Raw genomic sequence first — 16,329 nt, 5'->3', positions numbered from 1 at the left:
CCTGTAGCGGTCTGCATCCTTGTGGCGGGGTGGCGCCGCGCCGTATTGGCTGCGCCGAATGTGTGCAAGAACATGCACCCCGCTGTTTCCAAGAGCAGGATGCGCTATCTTTCTGCGCACATCCACATCAATTCGCGCACCATATATGTGCGTAGATCTACATATGGAGCCCGCGTGCCGGATCACCCCATTCCACCAAACGATGCCTCGCCCGCCCTGCCGCAAGGCGATTTTGACTGGTCGGACCTGCGCTTCTTTCTGGCGGTGGCGCGCGCCGGACGGCTAACCGTTGCCGCAGCCCGGCTGGGCGTTGAGCATTCCACCGTAAGCCGGCGCATCGCCGCGCTGGAAAACAGCTTCAGCGCCAAGCTGTTTGACCGCAGCCCCCGCGGCTATGGGCTGACGGCGGCCGGCGAACGCCTGCTGGCGGCGGCCGAGAATATGGAAAGTCTGGCGCTGGCCGCACAGGGAGCCATTGGCGGGGCGGATCTTGGTGTAGCCGGCACGGTGCGCATCGGCGTGCCAGATGGGTTCGGCACGCTGTTCCTCGCCCCCCGCATCGGCGAGCTCGCCCGCCAGCATCCCGACCTGGATATACAGCTTCTGGCCATGCCGCGCCTCTTCTCTCTTTCACGGCGCGAGGCGGATATCGCCATCTCCCTCAGCCGGCCAGCAGCCGGGCGTCTGCATGCGCGAAAGCTGTGCGATTATCGCCTGCGGCTTTACGCGGCACGCGGCTATCTGGCCCGTCACGGCGAGATCACCAGCCGGGCACAACTCTCCAGCCATCCCTTCATCGGCTATGTGGATGAGCTGATCTATGCGCCAGAGCTGGATTATGCGCCGCAGGTGGCGCGCGATCTGCGCATCCGCATCAAGAGCTCCAGCCTGGTCGCCCAGCTTTTCGCCACACGCGGCGGGGCCGGCGTGTGCGTGCTGCCCTGCTTCATGGGAGATCTCTTCGCCGGCCCGGACGAGACGGCGCTGGTGCCGGTTCTGCCGCAAGAGGTCAGCCTCACACGCAGCTTCTGGCTCATCACCCATAGTGACATGCGTGATCTGGCCCGTGTACGCGTGGCCGCAGAATTCATCGTGGAGGTTGCCCAGAAGGGCCGCCATCTGCTGATGCCGGCAGGCTGAACCCCAGCCTGGTGCCTGGTGCCTGGGGCCGGACAATCCTCGCCCCATCCTGTATGGAAGAAGCCTCTGCGCATATGGCTTCAGCCGCCCGATCCCACTGCGGATGAAAACGCCCAGCCGCCCCTCCAGATCTGCCGAAGGCATCCCATGGCCTCACGCCCCAAAACCCCCTCCAAAACCGCCTCAAACAGCAAAGGCAGAACTGGCCGCCCCCGGCGCGCGCCCGCACCAGAACTGGATTTTGCGCGAGAGCAGGCGCTCCATATGCAGGGGTACCATCTGATAGCCGGAGCTGATGAGGTGGGTCGCGGGCCACTGGCCGGACCTGTCGTGGCTGCGGCTGTCATTCTGGACCCGGCGCAGGTGCCGCAAGGCCTGGCCGATTCCAAGAAGCTCAGCGCCAAGCGCCGGGAAGTGCTCTATGCGGAGATCTGCGCCAGTGCGGAACTGGCCATCGCCATTGCCCCGCCGGAGCGTATCGACAGGGACAACATCCGCCAGGCGACCCTCTGGGCGCTGGCGCAGGCGGTACGAGGCCTGCCGCGGGAGCCGGATCTTCTGCTCGTGGATGGCAATGATCCACCACAGGCCACCTGCCCGGTGGAAACCATTATTGGCGGTGACGGATTGGTGGCCTCCATCGCCGCCGCCTCCATTGTCGCCAAGGTGGCGCGGGACAGGCTGATGACCCGCCTCGGCACGCAATATCCGGCCTACGGGTTCGAGAGGCATATGGGTTACGGTACGGCCGCCCATCTGGAAGCTCTGCGGAGCCATGGCCCCTGCCCGCATCATCGCCGCTCTTTCGCGCCGGTGCGCGCCCAGCAATTGCTGCTGGACGAATGAAAAGCTGACAAAACAACACAGCAAAAAGGCGGCCCATGGCCGCCTTTTCAATTTCCGCCCCGCCCTGAAAACCTCCAGACCGGGCCTGTACCCCCTTAGGGCTTCAGTTTTTCGCGCTTTCGGCAGCGGTCTCATCATCCAGCTTGATGATGGGCTCGGAAATGCCGCGCTCGGCATCATCCTGCGCTTCAAAAAGCACGCCGGCAGACACGGCCAGCAGGACCATGAAGCCCGTACCCAGAAGCCAAGAGAGGTACCACGGCCCGTAATCCCCGAGGATTACGGCGAGAAGAATGGCGATGACGGTAATCACCATCGCAATGACATAACGCCAGAACATGGTTTCTACCCCCTCAGAGCGCGTGGTCCGATGTCTCGATCTGCTTCACATCCACCTTGCCACGCATGACCCAGAAGGCCCAGCTGGTGTACCAGATGATGATCGGCATGAAGACGATGGTGAAGCCCGTCATCCAGCCCAGCGTGCGCAGGCTCGAGCCCGAGTTCCACACCGTGAGGCTGTGCGAGGGATGCGTGATGGACGGCATGAGGAACGGGAACATGGATGCGCCCACCGCACCGATCACGCCGGCCCACACCAGCACGCCGAACCACCAGGCCACCAGCGGACGCCGCGCCGCCAGAGCCACAAGGCCCAGAATGAGGCCCGCATAGGCCAGCCCCGGCAGCACCCACAAGATGGGATGCTTCACATAATTCACCAGCAGTGCGCCGGGCACATAGACCACTTCCTGATGAAGCGGGGTCTGCTGTGCGGCGGCTGCCGGGCCGGAAACCAGCTGGTAGCCGCTGAGATTGGCCACCCAGAAACCGCCAATGGTGAACAGCACAATCGCCGCCACAGCCGCAGCCATGGCCGCCGTGCGGGCACGCCCGCCCACCGGTTCACCCGCCGCGCGCCCCAGCATGCAGCCGCCCATATAGACCGCCAGCGACACGGACATGAGGCCACACAGAATGGCGAAGGGATTGAACAGCTCAATGAAGCTGCCGGTGTAGAAGGAACGCAGCCGCCAATCGAAATTGAAGGGCACGCCCTGCAACACATTGCCGATGGCCGCGCCGAACACCACCATGGGCAGGAAGCCGGAGATGAACAGCGTGGCGTCCCACGCGGCACGCCAGCCGTCAGACGGCATCTTGCCGCGATACTCAAAGCCCAGCGGCCGCACGATCATGCTCCACAACAGCAGCAGCATGACGATGTAGAAGCCGGAGAAGGCCGTGGCATAGACCAGCGGCCAGGCGGCGAAGATGGCGCCGCCGCCCAGGATGAACCACACCTGGTTGCCATCCCAATGCGGGCCGATGACGTTCAGCGCCACGCGCCGCTCGCTGTCGGTCCGCCCGACATAACGCAGGATGGTGCCAACGCCCATATCCATGCCGACCATGACGCCGATCCCGCCCAGCAGCACGCCGAGCAGCACCCACCACAGCACCTTGAGGATGGCGTAGGCCTCGAAAGCAAAGACTTCCATATCAGTAGCCTCCCGCCAGCTGGGTTGCGCCATGCGCACCCTGAACATCATCCGGTCCCTTGCGGATGAAATGCACCATGAGGAACATCTCGATGATGGCGAAGATGGTGTAGAGCAGCACGAAGCCGGTGATCGAGAAGATCATGTAGCCTTCGCTGTGCGTGGAGGCCGACAGCCATGTGGGCAGCATTTCATAGACTGTCCAGGGCTGACGCCCCACTTCCGCAACCAGCCAGCCCATTTCACAGGCCAGGAACGGCACCGGAATCATGAGCACGCCCAGCCACAGGAACCAGCGGCGCTTCTCCACCTGATTGGTGAGGGAGATAAGCATGGCGAACACCATATAGGCCAGCATCACCAGCCCCAGAGCCACCATGACACGGAAGGCCCAGAACACGATCCACACTTCGGGGATGGTATCACGCGCGGCCTTGACGACCTGTTCGTCTGTCACCTGCGTCAGATCCGGCGCATAGCGCTGCACCAGCAGGCCATAACCCACATCGGCCTTGTGCGCCTCGAACTGCGCCAGGGCTTCAGGATCATGCGGATTGGCGCTCAGCTTTTCCATCGCCAGAACGGCGGGAATGCCATTGCGGATACGCTCCTGCGCCTGCACCTCAAGCTCCTGCACACCCGGCAGGGTTCCGCTGAGCGAATGGGTGACGAGAATGGACAGCAGCGCCGGAATCTGGATCTCGAAATCGTTGCGCTGTTCTGCCTGATTGGGCAAAGCAATGGCGTTGAAGGCCATTGGCGCCGGCTCAGACTTCCACAGCGCTTCCATGGCCGCCAGCTTGGTGGGCTGCACATGCGCGCCGACATAACCCAGCGCATCACCCAGGGTAATCACGCCGCCCGCGCCCAGCACACCAAACACAGAGGCCACGCGCAGGGAGCGCTTGGCAAATTCCATGTGGCGGCCACGCAGCAGATAATAGGAACTCACGCCACACACGAAGATGGCGGCGGTGAGATAGCCGGCCAGCACCGTATGCACGAACTTGGCCTGCGCATCCGGGTTGAAGAAGAGCTGGCCGAAGCTTGAAAGTTCCATGCGCATGGTGATGGGATTGAACACCGCACCATCGGGATGCTGCATGAAGCTGTTGGCGACCAGAATCCACAACGCGGACAGGTTGGAACCCAGCGCGACCAGATAGGTTACGGTGAGATGCTGCGCCTTGGTGAGACGATGCCAGCCAAACACCATCAGACCGATCATGGTGGATTCAAGGAAGAAGGCCATCAGGCCCTCAATCGCCAGCGGTGCGCCGAAGGTGTCGCCCACAAAGCTGGAATAGAAGGACCAGTTGGTGCCAAACTCGAATTCCATGGTGAGGCCGGTGGCCACGCCGAGGGCGAAGTTGATCAGCAGCAGCTTGCCCCAGAACTGGGCCATCTGCTTGTAGACCTCCCGCCCGGTGGTGACATAAATGGTCTCCATCACCGCCAGAAGAACGGTGAGACCCAGTGTCAGCGGCACGAACAGGAAGTGGTAGAGCGCCGTGGCGGCGAACTGCCACCGCGACAGGTCCACGACCAGATCATTGACCATATTGAAGCCCCCTCATGAGAACCAACCTCATATTGCGATGCAGCATGGCGGTGGTCCGCAACGGCACGCGCAGACCATGACCAGGCGCAAGGTCCGGATCGTCGCGGCAGAATGGGTGACTTCTTTCGCTTTCGTCAACAGTCTAAAATGATACCAAGCTCAAACTTGGATCTGTGTGAGTGCTCGTTTTTTGCGATGTGTCAAAATACTTGCCCCTTCGGCAGGCTGGTTTGAGCATTTGTTTTGCCACACCATGATGAAGAGTTGCGCTGGAAAGGCCGATGCAGCGCCACATGCACATGGCCACATATCCGGCTCAGCATCACCGTGATTCCGCCATTTTCAGCGCAGCAACATGCTTGAAGGTCATGAGGCCCCCCGCACGATCAACAGCAGGCCGCAACCACGCGCCCATCGTCACGCGTAGATGCAGGGCTGATATTCAGGCACAGCCCGGCGAATATCAGAGTTGCAATTTATGCAGGTCAGTCGTGTGGATTTCAAAGGCCATCCCGCCTCAAAATCCGGCCTTACGCAGAGGCATCAGGGCGGGCCTGTCATCTCCCGCCAGATTTCCGCTCATCATCTCTGCCGTGCAGGCAGGCAATCTTGCCCATCCCGCCGGATACGCCCCTTCCGGGCTATGCCTTCAGCGGGGGGCGGCATCCGGCTCGGCCAGAACCAGCGCCCAATAAACCTTATATTTGGAACGTGGCGCATTGGCCGTGGCAATGCCCATGCGGGTCATTCCGGGTGCCAGCATATTCTTGTTGTGCGAAGGAGAATCGCGCCAGCCCGAGAAGGCTTCAGCAAGGGTGTGATAGCCGGCCCCCACATTTTCCACCGCAGCCCGCGCATTGTAGCCGGAAGCCTTCATGCGGGTGATGAAATTGCGCCCCCCCACCTCATGCGAGAGCTTGTTGGCCTTCGCCATGGCATTGGCCTGCTCCTGCGCAATCTGGTTCAGGGCCGGGTCCAGCGTCACCGGGCTGAGCCCGCGCCCTGTGCGATATTCAGAAAGCATGGCCGCCGCAGCAGCAGCATCCACGGGCTTCCCGGTCTGCGCGAGATTGGTATAGAAGGCGGGCTGCTCCCCCATATTGTCTGAAGAGCACCCCGCCAGGAACAGGGCGACAGCAAGCCCGGCCGGCACGAAGAGGGGAAGACGAAATGGGAGGCGCATGGCGGCTCCAGAAGGGCGGTGAAAAGGATTTTCACGCCGCCCGCCCCGGAAGGCGGAACGGCACAAGGGCCATCATGCTGGCATAAACAAGTTGCAAACGCGTTAATCGCGACCATTCATCACTGCCATCAATCGCTGCCATGCGGCGGCTTCGTCCTGGCTTTCACCAGCCTGTTCATCTCTTCGTCCGCGTCTGAAGACGCGCGCGCAGGCGACTGCTTTTCCGCGTCTCCGCGCGCCTCGGCAATGTTTTCAAGACGGACGGCCGGCGTCTCGGCCTCCCTCACCGGCGGCGGCACCATATCCGCCGGCGCACGCGCCATTGAGGCCCAGGGCCAATAGGCCAGGCCAACACCCGCCTCACGGAACCGGGTGAGAATGGCGAAATGCAAATCTGAACGCACGGTCGCGCTGAAATCCACATTGGCCACCACACAGCGCAGCTCGAAGCCCAGCCCCATCTCGGAAAATTTCAGAAGAAGCACCCGTGGCGGCGGTGTCTGCAACACCTGCGGATGATCGCAGGCGCAGGATACCAGCAGATCCCGCACCAGTTCCGGGTCGGCATCATAAGAGGCATTGAGGGTGATGATGATACGGCCGCTGGTATTGGCATGGGTGAAATTCTTCACCATGCCGGTAATCAGATCCGAATTGGGCACGATGACCGCCGAGCGGTCGAAGGTCTCGATCTCGGTGGAGCGCACCGAGATGCGCCGTACATAGCCCTCTTCCCCCTTCACATTGATGGTGTCACCCACGCGAATGGGGCGCTCGGCCAGCAGGATGATGCCGGACACAAAGTTGGACACGATGGACTGAAGGCCGAAACCAATACCCACCGAGAGCGCACCAGCCACCAGCGCCACATTTTCAAGGTTCAGCCCCAGTTCGGACATCGCCACCATCAATGCGGCAATGGTGCCCACATAACCCACAATGGTGGAAATGGAGGATTGCAGCGAAGCTTCCAGCTTCGTGCGGGGCAGAACAACCCGCGAGATCCAGCGCTGCACCATCTGCGCAAGGCCCAGGCCCAGCAACAGCAGCGCCACCGCATAAAGCACATTCCACGCCGAGATGGTGACATTGCCAATGCGAATGCCGAATGAGAAATCGGCCAGCATTTCCATCACGTCGATTGTGCTGGTGCCCCAGCTTCCCACCACCAGAAGCACGGCCACCAGAAGCAGAACCACCTTGAGCAGGCCAGCCAGAATGACGCCGATCAGCTCCAGATTCATGGGTGAGAGGCCCAGTAGCCGGGCCACGGGGCGCAGGCGACGGTGCTCTTCCTCGCGTGAGCGATCCTCAAAGGCTGCATCAATCAGCGCATAAAGCACATAGAGCACGCCCAGAATGATGCCCGCCAGCACCAGCCGGCCCGCCACAAAGGCCGCGAAGCTCACATAACCCGCCGCCAGCCCCACCACCATGAGCGCCACCAGCAGCCAGACCAGAAAGCGGATCCATTCCGGGCTGCGGGTGCGGGGAGAGGCGCCCGCAGCGGCCACGACCCCTTCAGCAGCTCCTTCCGTCTCCTCCCCCATATCCTTGCGGGAGAGATACACCAGAAAGCGCGCCAGAAAGCCGGCGATCATCAGCGCCATGACGCCACTGCTCACCACCATAAGCGATAATGGGGCAAACAGGGTGCGATGCAGGGCGAAGAACACCACCGCCAGCGCCATGGTCCACACCGCCCAGGAGAAATATTTGAAGGCCACCGCCGCATCATGATCGGATATCGGCGTCAGGCGTCGCCAGGGCTCGCCCGGCGCGATGGCCGCACGCGCCATGGCGGTGCCGAAAGCCTTGAGAGTGACGGCGGCGATCAGCCCTTCGATCAGCCCTTCCATTCGTGTGGGAATGGCGTCGAACAGTTCTGCGAACATCACCCCGCCGGCGACAGCGAGAGGGGCCACCGCCGCCTCCAGAAACAGCACCTTGATGGCCTCCAGCGCGGCGCGCCCGCGCGAGAATGTTGTGCCCTCCGCCGGCGGCGGCGGCGTGCGCAGGCGGGTCCGCACAAGTCGTCCCACCACCACCACGGCCAGCACCACCGCAAGGCTGCCGGCCAGAATGCCCAGCCCGCCCCATCGCCCCTCTTTCTGGATGATGAAGGCCCCCCAGTCATTCAGCAACAAATGGGTCGCCCGGAACTCTCCCGACACGCTGGCTACGGCCTCGGTCCACAAGACCGGATCAAACATTGACGGGGAGCGCTCAAACAGAAGGCTGGTGAACAAGGCCCGGCGGCGCGTGCTGATGCGATTGGAGAGCCCCTCCGCCTGCTCGGACAAGGCGCGGATGGGGGTCAGCACCCCTTCCAGGGCAGAGGTCAGCGCCGTCAGCCGCGCCCTGTCCGCCACAACCAGCGGATCTTCCGCCGCCCCATCGGTCGGGGCCGGCGGCAAGGTGGCCAGGCGGCTGCGGATTTCCGCAAGGCGCGGCACCAATTCATCTGTCACCTTGCCGAGCTCACGCCGAATGGGAACGATGCGCCCGCGCAATTCATCCAGATCCGCCGCGCGCAAGCCTTCCACGGCCAAGGCACTCTCCAGACTGGCCAGAGAAGCACGAGCGGTTTCAATCTCGGCGCGCGCTGTCGTCAGCAAAGGATCTTGCGGCACGAACGGGGCTGACGGCGCGGCGGCGGACGCCTCACCCGGCGCGGCCCCATTCTTGTCGGCAGGCTCCGCTTCAGAAAGCGTGATCTTTTCCGCCTGGCTGACAAAGCCGGATGAGGGAACGGTTTGCGCCTCGGCACGGCTTGTGGCGGCGGGCAACGCCGCCAGCATGAACAGCAGCAGGCCAGCCAGAAGCGCACCGGCTTGTGCGAAACACCGCCCGCTCCGGCCCGGAATTGCAGGCTTATATTCCGACGGAACCAGCCCGCACCACACCGTAGCCCCGCCTGTCCGCCACACTGCCATTGTCTTTATCTCCACGCCCCGGCGCGCTTCATCTTCATCTGAAGCCCATGATGCACAAGCCGACGCCTCGGGCAGATAAGCCATAAGTGCGAATTGCGGCCAAGTCCTTGCTTGTATCCCCTTGCTTGTATCCCCGCGAAGGGAAACCGGATCTCCCGCCCGGCATGCGCGGGAAGGCGGCGCATGAGCCGTGACAGCACATTGCCACGGCCCCATGCGCCCGCTATGCCATGCCACATCTTTCCGCGACGAGCCCCCTGCCGGATAAAGGCCCGCCGCGCCACACAGCCAGTTTCACCGCGCCCGGCCCGCCGGACACCCGCGAGGTTCAGCATGACGTCTCCAGCGCCCGTTCAGCCTATCAGCCCCTCCGATGCGCGCGATCCCGTCGCCCTCGCCGCAGCGCTTATCCGTGCGCCCTCTGTCACGCCGGATTCACAGGATGCGCTGGAACTGGTGGCCCACACGCTGGAGGCCGCCGGCTATCATGTGGAACGGCTGACCTTCGACAGCGGCGGCATTCCCATTCCCAATCTCTATGCCCGCATTGGCGACAGCGCGCCCAATCTGTGCTTTGCCGGCCATGTGGATGTGGTGCCGGTGGGCGATGCCGGCGCATGGAAGCTGGACCCGTTCGCCGGGCAAGTGGAAGACGGGCTGCTGCATGGGCGCGGTGCGGTGGACATGAAGGGGGCCGTGGCGGCCTTCATGGCGGCAGCGCTGCGATACGGCAAGCCGCAGAAGGGTTCCATCTCCTTCCTCATCACCGGCGATGAGGAAGGCCCCGCGCTGGATGGCACGGTGAAGGTGGTGGAGTGGCTGCGCGACAAGGGCGAAGTGGTGGATCACTGCATTGTCGGCGAGCCCACCAACCCGGCCGCCATGGGCGATGCCTTCAAGATTGGCCGGCGCGGCAGCCTCTCCGGCATCATCACGGTGAAGGGGGTGCAGGGGCATGTGGCCTATCCGCATCTGGCCGATAACCCCATTCCGCGTATGGTGCGCCTGCTTGCGGCGCTGATGGCCGGGCCGCTGGATGAGGGCACGGCCTTCTTCCCCCCCTCCAATCTGGAGGTCATCACGGTGGATGTCGGCAATACCGCCTCCAATGTGATTCCGGCGCAAATCACGGCCCGCTTCAATGTGCGCTTCAACGATCTGTTCACACTGGAAACATTGCAGGACGAGATCCACCGCCGTCTCGATGCGGCAGGTGAGCCTTATGAGCTGGATTTCGTGCCCGGCGCGAGCCAGAGCTTCATCACCGCGCCCGGCCCTTTCGTGGAGATTGTCTCCGAGGCCGTGGCGTCCGTGACGGGCCGGCAGCCCGAGCCCTCCACCTCCGGCGGCACCTCCGATGCCCGCTTCATCAAGGATATCTGCCCTGTGGTGGAATTCGGCCTGGTGGGGCGCACCATGCACAAGGTGGACGAGGCCACGCCCGTGCAGGATGTGACAGACCTCACCGCCATTTATGAGCGCATTCTTGCGCGCTATTTTGCCCATTTCGCCTGAAGCAGGCCCAATGCCAGACAGGGAGCAGACCATGGCCGCACAGGAAATGTCCGCACACGAAACCCTCAGCCATCTGGATGTGCAGGGGCGCAGCATTGCCTTCAAAAGCCTGCCCGGCGCGCCGGAAAAGCCCGGCCTGTTCTGGCTGGGGGGCTTCAAATCCGACATGGAAGGCTCCAAGGCCGGCCATCTGGTGGAATATGCCAGAGCCCACGGGCTGGCCAATGTGCGCTTCGATTATTCCGGCCATGGCATTTCCGGCGGGGATTTCGAGGACGGCACCATTTCGCGCTGGCTGGAAGAATCTCTGGCCGTGTTCGAAGCCACGACCCGCGGCCCGCAGATCGTCATCGGCTCCTCCATGGGCGGCTGGATGGCGCTGCTGCTGGCCCGCACGCTGGCGCAGAAGGCCCCCGACCGGGTGAAAGCGCTGGTGCTCATCGCCCCCGCGCCGGATTTCACCGAAGATCTGATGTGGGCCGAATTTCCCCCGCCGGTGCGCGAGCTGGTGATGAACACCGGCAAATTCCTCAAGCCCAGCCTGTATGGCGAGGAACCCTATGTCATCACCCGCACGCTGATCGAGGATGGTCGGCGCAACCTGCTGCTGGGCGCGCCCTTCGCCGTGGGCTGCCCGGTGCGCATCCTTCAGGGCTCTGCCGATACCGATGTGCCCTGGCAGCACGCCATGCGCCTTGTAACCGGGCTGGCGGAAGATGATGTGGTGTTCACCCTCATCAAAGGCGGCGACCACCGCCTCTCCCGCCCCCAGGACCTGACCCGCCTCAGCAAGACTGTGGATGAGTTCTTGTGAGGGAAGCAGGCTGTCTATGACGTGGGGGTATTGAGGAGCGGATTGCTTGGCAGCTTATGTAGATGCACCCAAATTCGACCTTTCTGCACAAGTCATAAGGCTGTTCTAAGCGAGGTCTGGATTGGGGTGGATTTACGACGGTCCGCTTTCGAGGTTTGCCCATCAGAAAAACGGACTTTCGCAACAGCCCTCCCAATTCGCGTTAAGACCGCTCGTAACCAAGCTTCATCGTCGGCATAATAACAAGCGGCCCTGAAACAGGCGATCACCAGCGTTGCATTCGCCATGCGTTATCGTTTGAGAAACTTTAGGCGCGGCGAAAGCGCAATCGGTTTCGTGCCGCTCAGATCCCACTCATTCCATTTGGCGACTGCTTGGTAGTGGCGGAACGTCTTTTTGAAGTCCGTTTCCTCGAAGAAGCCTAAGAGGTTCCACTGGTCTTGAGTCGAGAAGGGAACAGCAAAGACGAAAACGTGGCAGCCCAGCCTGAACTCGCCGATGACGTGCGGTAGGCGCGGATGTGGTGCTCGCCGAGTGTAGACGGTGATCTGCGCCGACGGATTGGGAGGCAAGTAAACCGTCGCCATCTCCACCTTGGGCAATGGCTGGTCCACATGCAGGCCATATCGCACCCATTCGATAGTCTTCATCAGGTTTGGTAGGTGCTCCTTGTCAAGAACCGACAAAACGATTTTCACCAGAGAGCGGTAAATTGACATCGGCACAAGGGGAGCGCCTGGGCCTAGGGTAACTTCTAACGCGTTGTCGTCAGGCTCGGTGACGGTATGTGCCTGAATCACCACCTTTTGACCATCGTGCTGGAGGGTATCCTTGCCGAACTTCAATTTAGGTCGCCCGTTGTTCCCGCCCCGCCCCTGAGTTCCGAGAAATACACGCTGCACGTCCAGCATCCCGATCAGAGAAGGCTCGGTATGCTGACCAAAATATTCGTTGCATTCGTCGCATTCCTCGGCTGACTTTAGATGGTCGTTACCGAGAGCAGTGGGGATCACGTGTGCGACTTTCTTGAAGGAAGTCTCGTTAGCCGTACGGTGACAAAAACGGCAGGTGCGCGGCAGGTTACCGGTGCTGATTGTGGTCTTACGATCAGTGCGAGGGTTCTTCAAGTCATAGAGGACAAGCAGACGGTCGAAAAGATCGTCCGAAGGGCCTTTGGTTGGTGGGGTCTCGGGATGGTTGAGCGCATGGAGATAGTTCTCTAGCTCCAAGCGGTCCTTGCTCGAAGATGGCTCGCCCGGCAGCAACAAGAAGTACTTACCGTCAGGCACCCTCCCAATCTTCTGCTTCAATTTGTTGAGCTGCGGCACCGCTGCCCCGTAACGTTTCACCAGTTCATCGAGTGCTATGCGCATTTCGGGCGTTACCAACTGGCCCATAGCAATCTCCACACGCTCGCCATCTATCGTCCCGAACGTAGCGACGATCTCTTGTATGGCAGCGGAATGCTCCTGCTGATAGCGGAACACCATTGCGGCACCGTCGCCTTCAGTCATCAAGTATAGTGCGATGGCGTTATAGATCGCCGGGCCAGTCGGCATGAACACAACGTGTGCGTGCTCTAAGGCATGCCGGATTGCATCCAAGTTATTGGAGATAGGCTTGCGCGCGCCCTTCTCAAAGTCGGCGACCGTCGACACGCCTACGCCCGCAGCCTTCGCGAGATCATCTTGGGACCACTGCACCAGAGCCCGAGCTGCTCGCACATCTTCAGGAGTCAATTCGATGGTCATGACATTCTCCGACATCAACGATTTTCATTTACATCTGATATTTTCTTCACCCTGTCAATAGGGCAGTTTTCTCGACATCGTGGAATGTCCGCTTTATGGAGGGCTATGCTCGGGCCTGGACGTCCCATATGGGGTCGAAACCCGCCACCGCCCACCTCATAACCGCGATAGATCATCAGCCCCAAGCCTGATGCACGCTCAACCCAAACAGCAAAAAGGCCGCGAGCAGATCTGCTCGCGGCCTTTTCTATCTCATTGTCTTCAGGGCGTGGCGGGGGTGCCCGCCGCCCTTCAGCCGGAAAACTCAGGCCGCAGCCTGGGTCTCATTCACGGCCTTGACGACCTGGCGCTTCAGCTCGAGCGCGCGGGGGGAAAGCTCCTCGTCGCGGGCCTTCTTCAGGAAGGCGTCGAGCCCGCCGCGATGGTCCACGCTCTTCAGCGCATGGGCGCTGACACGCAGGCGCACGGCGCGGTTGAGGGCATCGCTCTGGAGCGTCACATTGCACAGGTTCGGCAGGAACCGGCGCTTGGTCTTGCGGTTGGAGTGGCTCACGAGGTGGCCAGTCATAACCGCCTTTCCGGTCAGATCACACCGCCGGGACATGGCAAAAGTCCTTCTTTGCGTCAGATGACGCGGGGAACGCGAGCCCGACCACACGGCCGTGCGCACTCACCCGCTGTATCGGGAGCGGCTCCTATAAGGGGCATACGCCCGCGCGTCAAGGTCATCACCCCGTCATATCGGCCAGAAAGGGCCGTTCGGGTACAGAAACAGGGCAAACAGGGACGTTTCCGCACCCTTATTGCCACAAGCGCTTGCCAGCGCCACATGCACGCCTATAGTCCGCCTCGAAACTGACCCTAACGCATCCGAGAGACGAGATGGCGCGTGATGTGAAGAAGGTGGTGCTGGCCTATTCCGGCGGGCTCGACACCTCGGTGATTCTGAAGTGGCTCCAGACGACCTATAATTGCGAGGTCGTCACCTTTACGGCCGATCTCGGCCAGGGGGAAGAGCTGGAACCGGCGCGCAAGAAGGCGCAACTGCTCGGCATCCGGGATGAGAACATCTTCATTGAGGATGTGCGCGAGGAATTCGTGCGGGATTATGTGTTCCCCATGTTCCGCGCCAATGCGGTGTATGAGGGACTCTATCTGCTCGGCACCTCCATCGCCCGCCCGCTGATCTCCAAGAAGCAGATCGAGATTGCCCGCAAGGTGGGCGCCGACGCCGTGGCCCATGGCGCCACCGGCAAGGGCAACGATCAGGTGCGCTTCGAGCTGGCCTATTATGCGCTGGACCCGGACATCACCGTCATCGCCCCCTGGCGTGAATGGGATCTGACCTCCCGCACCCGCCTGCTGGAATTTGCAGAGCAGCACCAGATTCCGATCGCCAAGGACAAGCGCGGCGAAGCCCCCTTCTCCGTGGACGCGAATCTCCTGCACTCCTCCTCCGAGGGCAAGGTGCTGGAAGACCCGGCCGATGACGCACCGGAATATGTCTATCAGCGCACCATCTCGCCCGAGGATGCGCCCGATGAGCCCACCCTCATCACCATCGCCTTCGAGAAGGGCGATGCAGTGGCCATCAATGGCGAGGCAATGTCTCCCGCCACCCTGCTGACCAAGCTCAATGAACTGGGCAAGGCCAATGGCATCGGCCGGCTGGATCTGGTGGAAAACCGCTTCGTGGGCATGAAGAGCCGCGGCGTCTACGAGACCCCCGGCGGCACCATTCTGCTCTCGGCCCATCGCGGCATGGAAAGCATCACGCTGGATCGCGGCGCGGCGCATCTGAAGGATGAGCTGATGCCCCGCTATGCAGAGCTGATCTATAACGGCTTCTGGTTCTCGCCCGAGCGCGAGATGCTGCAAGCTGCTATCGACCACACCCAGACCTATGTGACGGGTGAAGTCACCGTGAAGCTCTACAAGGGCAACGCCACGGTGGTGGGCCGCATCAGCCCCTATTCGCTCTACAATCAGGAACTGGTGACCTTCGAGGAAGGCGCGGTGGCCTACGATCACCGCGATGCGGCCGGCTTCATCAAGCTGAATGCCCTGCGTCTGCGCACGCTGGGCAACCGCGCACGCAACATCTCCGAGTGAGGCTCCGCGCAGGGCTTCTGCGCACCATGAAGAAAACGCACGCCATGGCGGGCTCTCCTGCCCTGGCGTCTTCTCCGGCTCTGGCGCCCTCTCCTGCCACCAGCCGGATGACAGGCAGCAGAAGGCGATCTGACCATGAGGCTGTTCGTACTGACAGGGGCCGGCATTTCCGCAGAAAGCGGCATGGGCACCTTTCGCGATACAGACGGCATCTGGTCCCAGTTCGACCCGATGAAGCTGGCCACACCCGAGGGCTTCGCACAGGACCCGGCGCTTGTGCATGATTTCTATAATGCCCGCCGCCAGAACCTGCTGGAAGCCAGCCCCAATGCAGCCCATACCGCTCTGGCCCGGCTGGAGGATGCGCTGACCCAGCGCGGCGGCGACCTTTATCTCTGTACCCAGAATATAGATGATCTGCACGAGCGCGCCGGCTCACGCCATGTCGCGCACATGCATGGCGAACTGCGCAAGGCGCGCTGCATGTCCTGCCATGCCGTCACCGCATGGGATGGCCCGCTGGGCCTCGCCGACAACTGCCCCTCCTGCCAGAAGCAGGGCAGCTTGCGCCCGCACATCGTCTGGTTCGGGGAAATCCCGCTCTATATGGATGATATCGCCCACGCGCTAGAGGAGGCGGATATGTTCGTCTCCATCGGCACCTCCGGCTCGGTCTACCCCGCCGCAGGTTTTGTGAGCGAGGCGCGCGATCTGGGCATCCGTACCAGTGAGATCAATCTCGATCCGTCCGACAACGCCTATCTGTTCGATGAGCGCCATTATGGCCCAGCGAGCGACGCTGTACCCGCGTGGGTAGACAGAATCGTAAAGGCTCTGGAAGCGCGCGGCTGAGCTTCGCCCCCATCTCCTTCCACAGCTCATGAAAAAGGCCGGACCGTTTTGCCCCAAGGCATGGCGGTTCCGGCCTGTTTTATCTGGCCAAGCGGCCAGCACATCAGCCAGCGCCAC

13 protein-coding genes are annotated in these 16,329 nt (G+C 62.0%); 6 read left to right on the top strand and 7 right to left on the bottom strand.

The genetic code is table 11. The features are described from left to right. Nucleotides 1–174 precede the first annotated feature (174 nt). Together ACT6QH_RS13920 and rnhB are read left to right on the top strand one after the other, a co-directional pair. The gene (locus ACT6QH_RS13920) at nucleotides 175–1,140 is read left to right on the top strand and encodes a LysR family transcriptional regulator (RefSeq protein ID WP_444975428.1); all 966 of its coding nucleotides are present in this window, start codon (nucleotides 175–177) and stop codon (nucleotides 1,138–1,140) included. A gap of 264 nt (nucleotides 1,141–1,404) precedes the next feature. Then, a complete protein-coding gene (gene rnhB / locus ACT6QH_RS13915; protein ID WP_444975427.1) occupies nucleotides 1,405–1,986 on the top strand; it encodes a ribonuclease HII in 582 nt (193 codons plus the stop codon). A gap of 103 nt (nucleotides 1,987–2,089) precedes the next feature. On the opposite strand, the gene ACT6QH_RS13910 is transcribed toward rnhB, so the two are convergent. From ACT6QH_RS13910 to ACT6QH_RS13890, 5 genes are all read right to left on the bottom strand, one after another. After that, nucleotides 2,090–2,326 (bottom strand): hypothetical protein, encoded by a 237-nt coding sequence (locus ACT6QH_RS13910; protein WP_444975426.1) that lies wholly within the window; start codon nucleotides 2,324–2,326, stop codon nucleotides 2,090–2,092. A gap of 13 nt (nucleotides 2,327–2,339) precedes the next feature. After that, a complete protein-coding gene (gene cydB / locus ACT6QH_RS13905; RefSeq protein WP_444975425.1) occupies nucleotides 2,340–3,488 on the bottom strand; it encodes a cytochrome d ubiquinol oxidase subunit II in 1,149 nt (382 codons plus the stop codon). Between the two features lies 1 nt (nucleotide 3,489). Further along, nucleotides 3,490–5,049 carry a cytochrome ubiquinol oxidase subunit I gene (locus ACT6QH_RS13900; RefSeq protein ID WP_444975424.1) on the bottom strand — a complete coding sequence of 520 codons (1,560 nt, stop codon included), beginning with the start codon at nucleotides 5,047–5,049 and terminating at the stop codon, nucleotides 3,490–3,492. Nucleotides 5,050–5,698: 649 nt separating this feature from the next. Further along, nucleotides 5,699–6,232, bottom strand: coding sequence for a CAP domain-containing protein (locus ACT6QH_RS13895; RefSeq protein WP_444975423.1), 534 nt, complete (start codon nucleotides 6,230–6,232; stop codon nucleotides 5,699–5,701). Between the two features lie 128 nt (nucleotides 6,233–6,360). Next, a complete protein-coding gene (locus tag ACT6QH_RS13890; protein WP_444975422.1) occupies nucleotides 6,361–9,168 on the bottom strand; it encodes a DUF3772 domain-containing protein in 2,808 nt (935 codons plus the stop codon). Nucleotides 9,169–9,501: 333 nt separating this feature from the next. Here ACT6QH_RS13890 and dapE point away from each other — a divergent pair, with 333 nt between their 5' ends. Next, complete coding sequence (gene dapE, locus ACT6QH_RS13885) at nucleotides 9,502–10,683, top strand: succinyl-diaminopimelate desuccinylase (RefSeq protein WP_444975421.1); 1,182 nt, start codon at nucleotides 9,502–9,504, stop codon at nucleotides 10,681–10,683. 31 nt (nucleotides 10,684–10,714) lie between these two features. Continuing rightward, nucleotides 10,715–11,497: an alpha/beta hydrolase gene (locus tag ACT6QH_RS13880; protein ID WP_444975420.1), complete on the top strand. Its 783-nt coding sequence runs from the start codon at nucleotides 10,715–10,717 to the stop codon at nucleotides 11,495–11,497. A 290-nt stretch (nucleotides 11,498–11,787) separates the two neighbouring features. On the opposite strand, the gene ACT6QH_RS13875 is transcribed toward ACT6QH_RS13880, so the two are convergent. Continuing rightward, entirely contained in the window at nucleotides 11,788–13,248 is a 1,461-nt protein-coding gene (locus ACT6QH_RS13875) for an HNH endonuclease (protein WP_444975419.1), read from the bottom strand. A gap of 304 nt (nucleotides 13,249–13,552) precedes the next feature. Beyond that, nucleotides 13,553–13,852, bottom strand: coding sequence for a 50S ribosomal protein L28 (rpmB, locus tag ACT6QH_RS13870; RefSeq protein ID WP_444975418.1), 300 nt, complete (start codon nucleotides 13,850–13,852; stop codon nucleotides 13,553–13,555). Between the two features lie 278 nt (nucleotides 13,853–14,130). Between rpmB and ACT6QH_RS13865 the strand changes: the two genes are divergently transcribed. Then, nucleotides 14,131–15,360, top strand: coding sequence for an argininosuccinate synthase (locus tag ACT6QH_RS13865; protein ID WP_444975417.1), 1,230 nt, complete (start codon nucleotides 14,131–14,133; stop codon nucleotides 15,358–15,360). Nucleotides 15,361–15,495: 135 nt separating this feature from the next. Next, nucleotides 15,496–16,212: an NAD-dependent deacylase gene (locus ACT6QH_RS13860; protein WP_444975416.1), complete on the top strand. Its 717-nt coding sequence runs from the start codon at nucleotides 15,496–15,498 to the stop codon at nucleotides 16,210–16,212. Nucleotides 16,213–16,329 lie beyond the last annotated feature (117 nt).

The sequence above is a fragment of the Haloleucobacter albus genome (assembly GCF_052492075.1).
Note: the sequence above shows the minus strand (reverse complement) of the source record. Positions and strands in the feature narration are given on the sequence as shown.

Coding starts and splice junctions, on each gene's coding strand:
- ACT6QH_RS13895 (WP_444975423.1), bottom strand. CDS start 6,232: ATGCGCCTCCCATTTCGTCTTCCCCTCTTCGTGCCGGCCGGGCTTGCT.
- rpmB (WP_444975418.1), bottom strand. CDS start 13,852: ATGTCCCGGCGGTGTGATCTGACCGGAAAGGCGGTTATGACTGGCCAC.
- ACT6QH_RS13910 (WP_444975426.1), bottom strand. CDS start 2,326: ATGTTCTGGCGTTATGTCATTGCGATGGTGATTACCGTCATCGCCATT.
- ACT6QH_RS13865 (WP_444975417.1), top strand. CDS start 14,131: ATGGCGCGTGATGTGAAGAAGGTGGTGCTGGCCTATTCCGGCGGGCTC.
- ACT6QH_RS13880 (WP_444975420.1), top strand. CDS start 10,715: ATGGCCGCACAGGAAATGTCCGCACACGAAACCCTCAGCCATCTGGAT.
- cydB (WP_444975425.1), bottom strand. CDS start 3,488: ATGGAAGTCTTTGCTTTCGAGGCCTACGCCATCCTCAAGGTGCTGTGG.
- ACT6QH_RS13890 (WP_444975422.1), bottom strand. CDS start 9,168: ATGGCAGTGTGGCGGACAGGCGGGGCTACGGTGTGGTGCGGGCTGGTT.
- dapE (WP_444975421.1), top strand. CDS start 9,502: ATGACGTCTCCAGCGCCCGTTCAGCCTATCAGCCCCTCCGATGCGCGC.
- ACT6QH_RS13875 (WP_444975419.1), bottom strand. CDS start 13,248: ATGACCATCGAATTGACTCCTGAAGATGTGCGAGCAGCTCGGGCTCTG.
- ACT6QH_RS13860 (WP_444975416.1), top strand. CDS start 15,496: ATGAGGCTGTTCGTACTGACAGGGGCCGGCATTTCCGCAGAAAGCGGC.
- rnhB (WP_444975427.1), top strand. CDS start 1,405: ATGCAGGGGTACCATCTGATAGCCGGAGCTGATGAGGTGGGTCGCGGG.
- ACT6QH_RS13900 (WP_444975424.1), bottom strand. CDS start 5,049: ATGGTCAATGATCTGGTCGTGGACCTGTCGCGGTGGCAGTTCGCCGCC.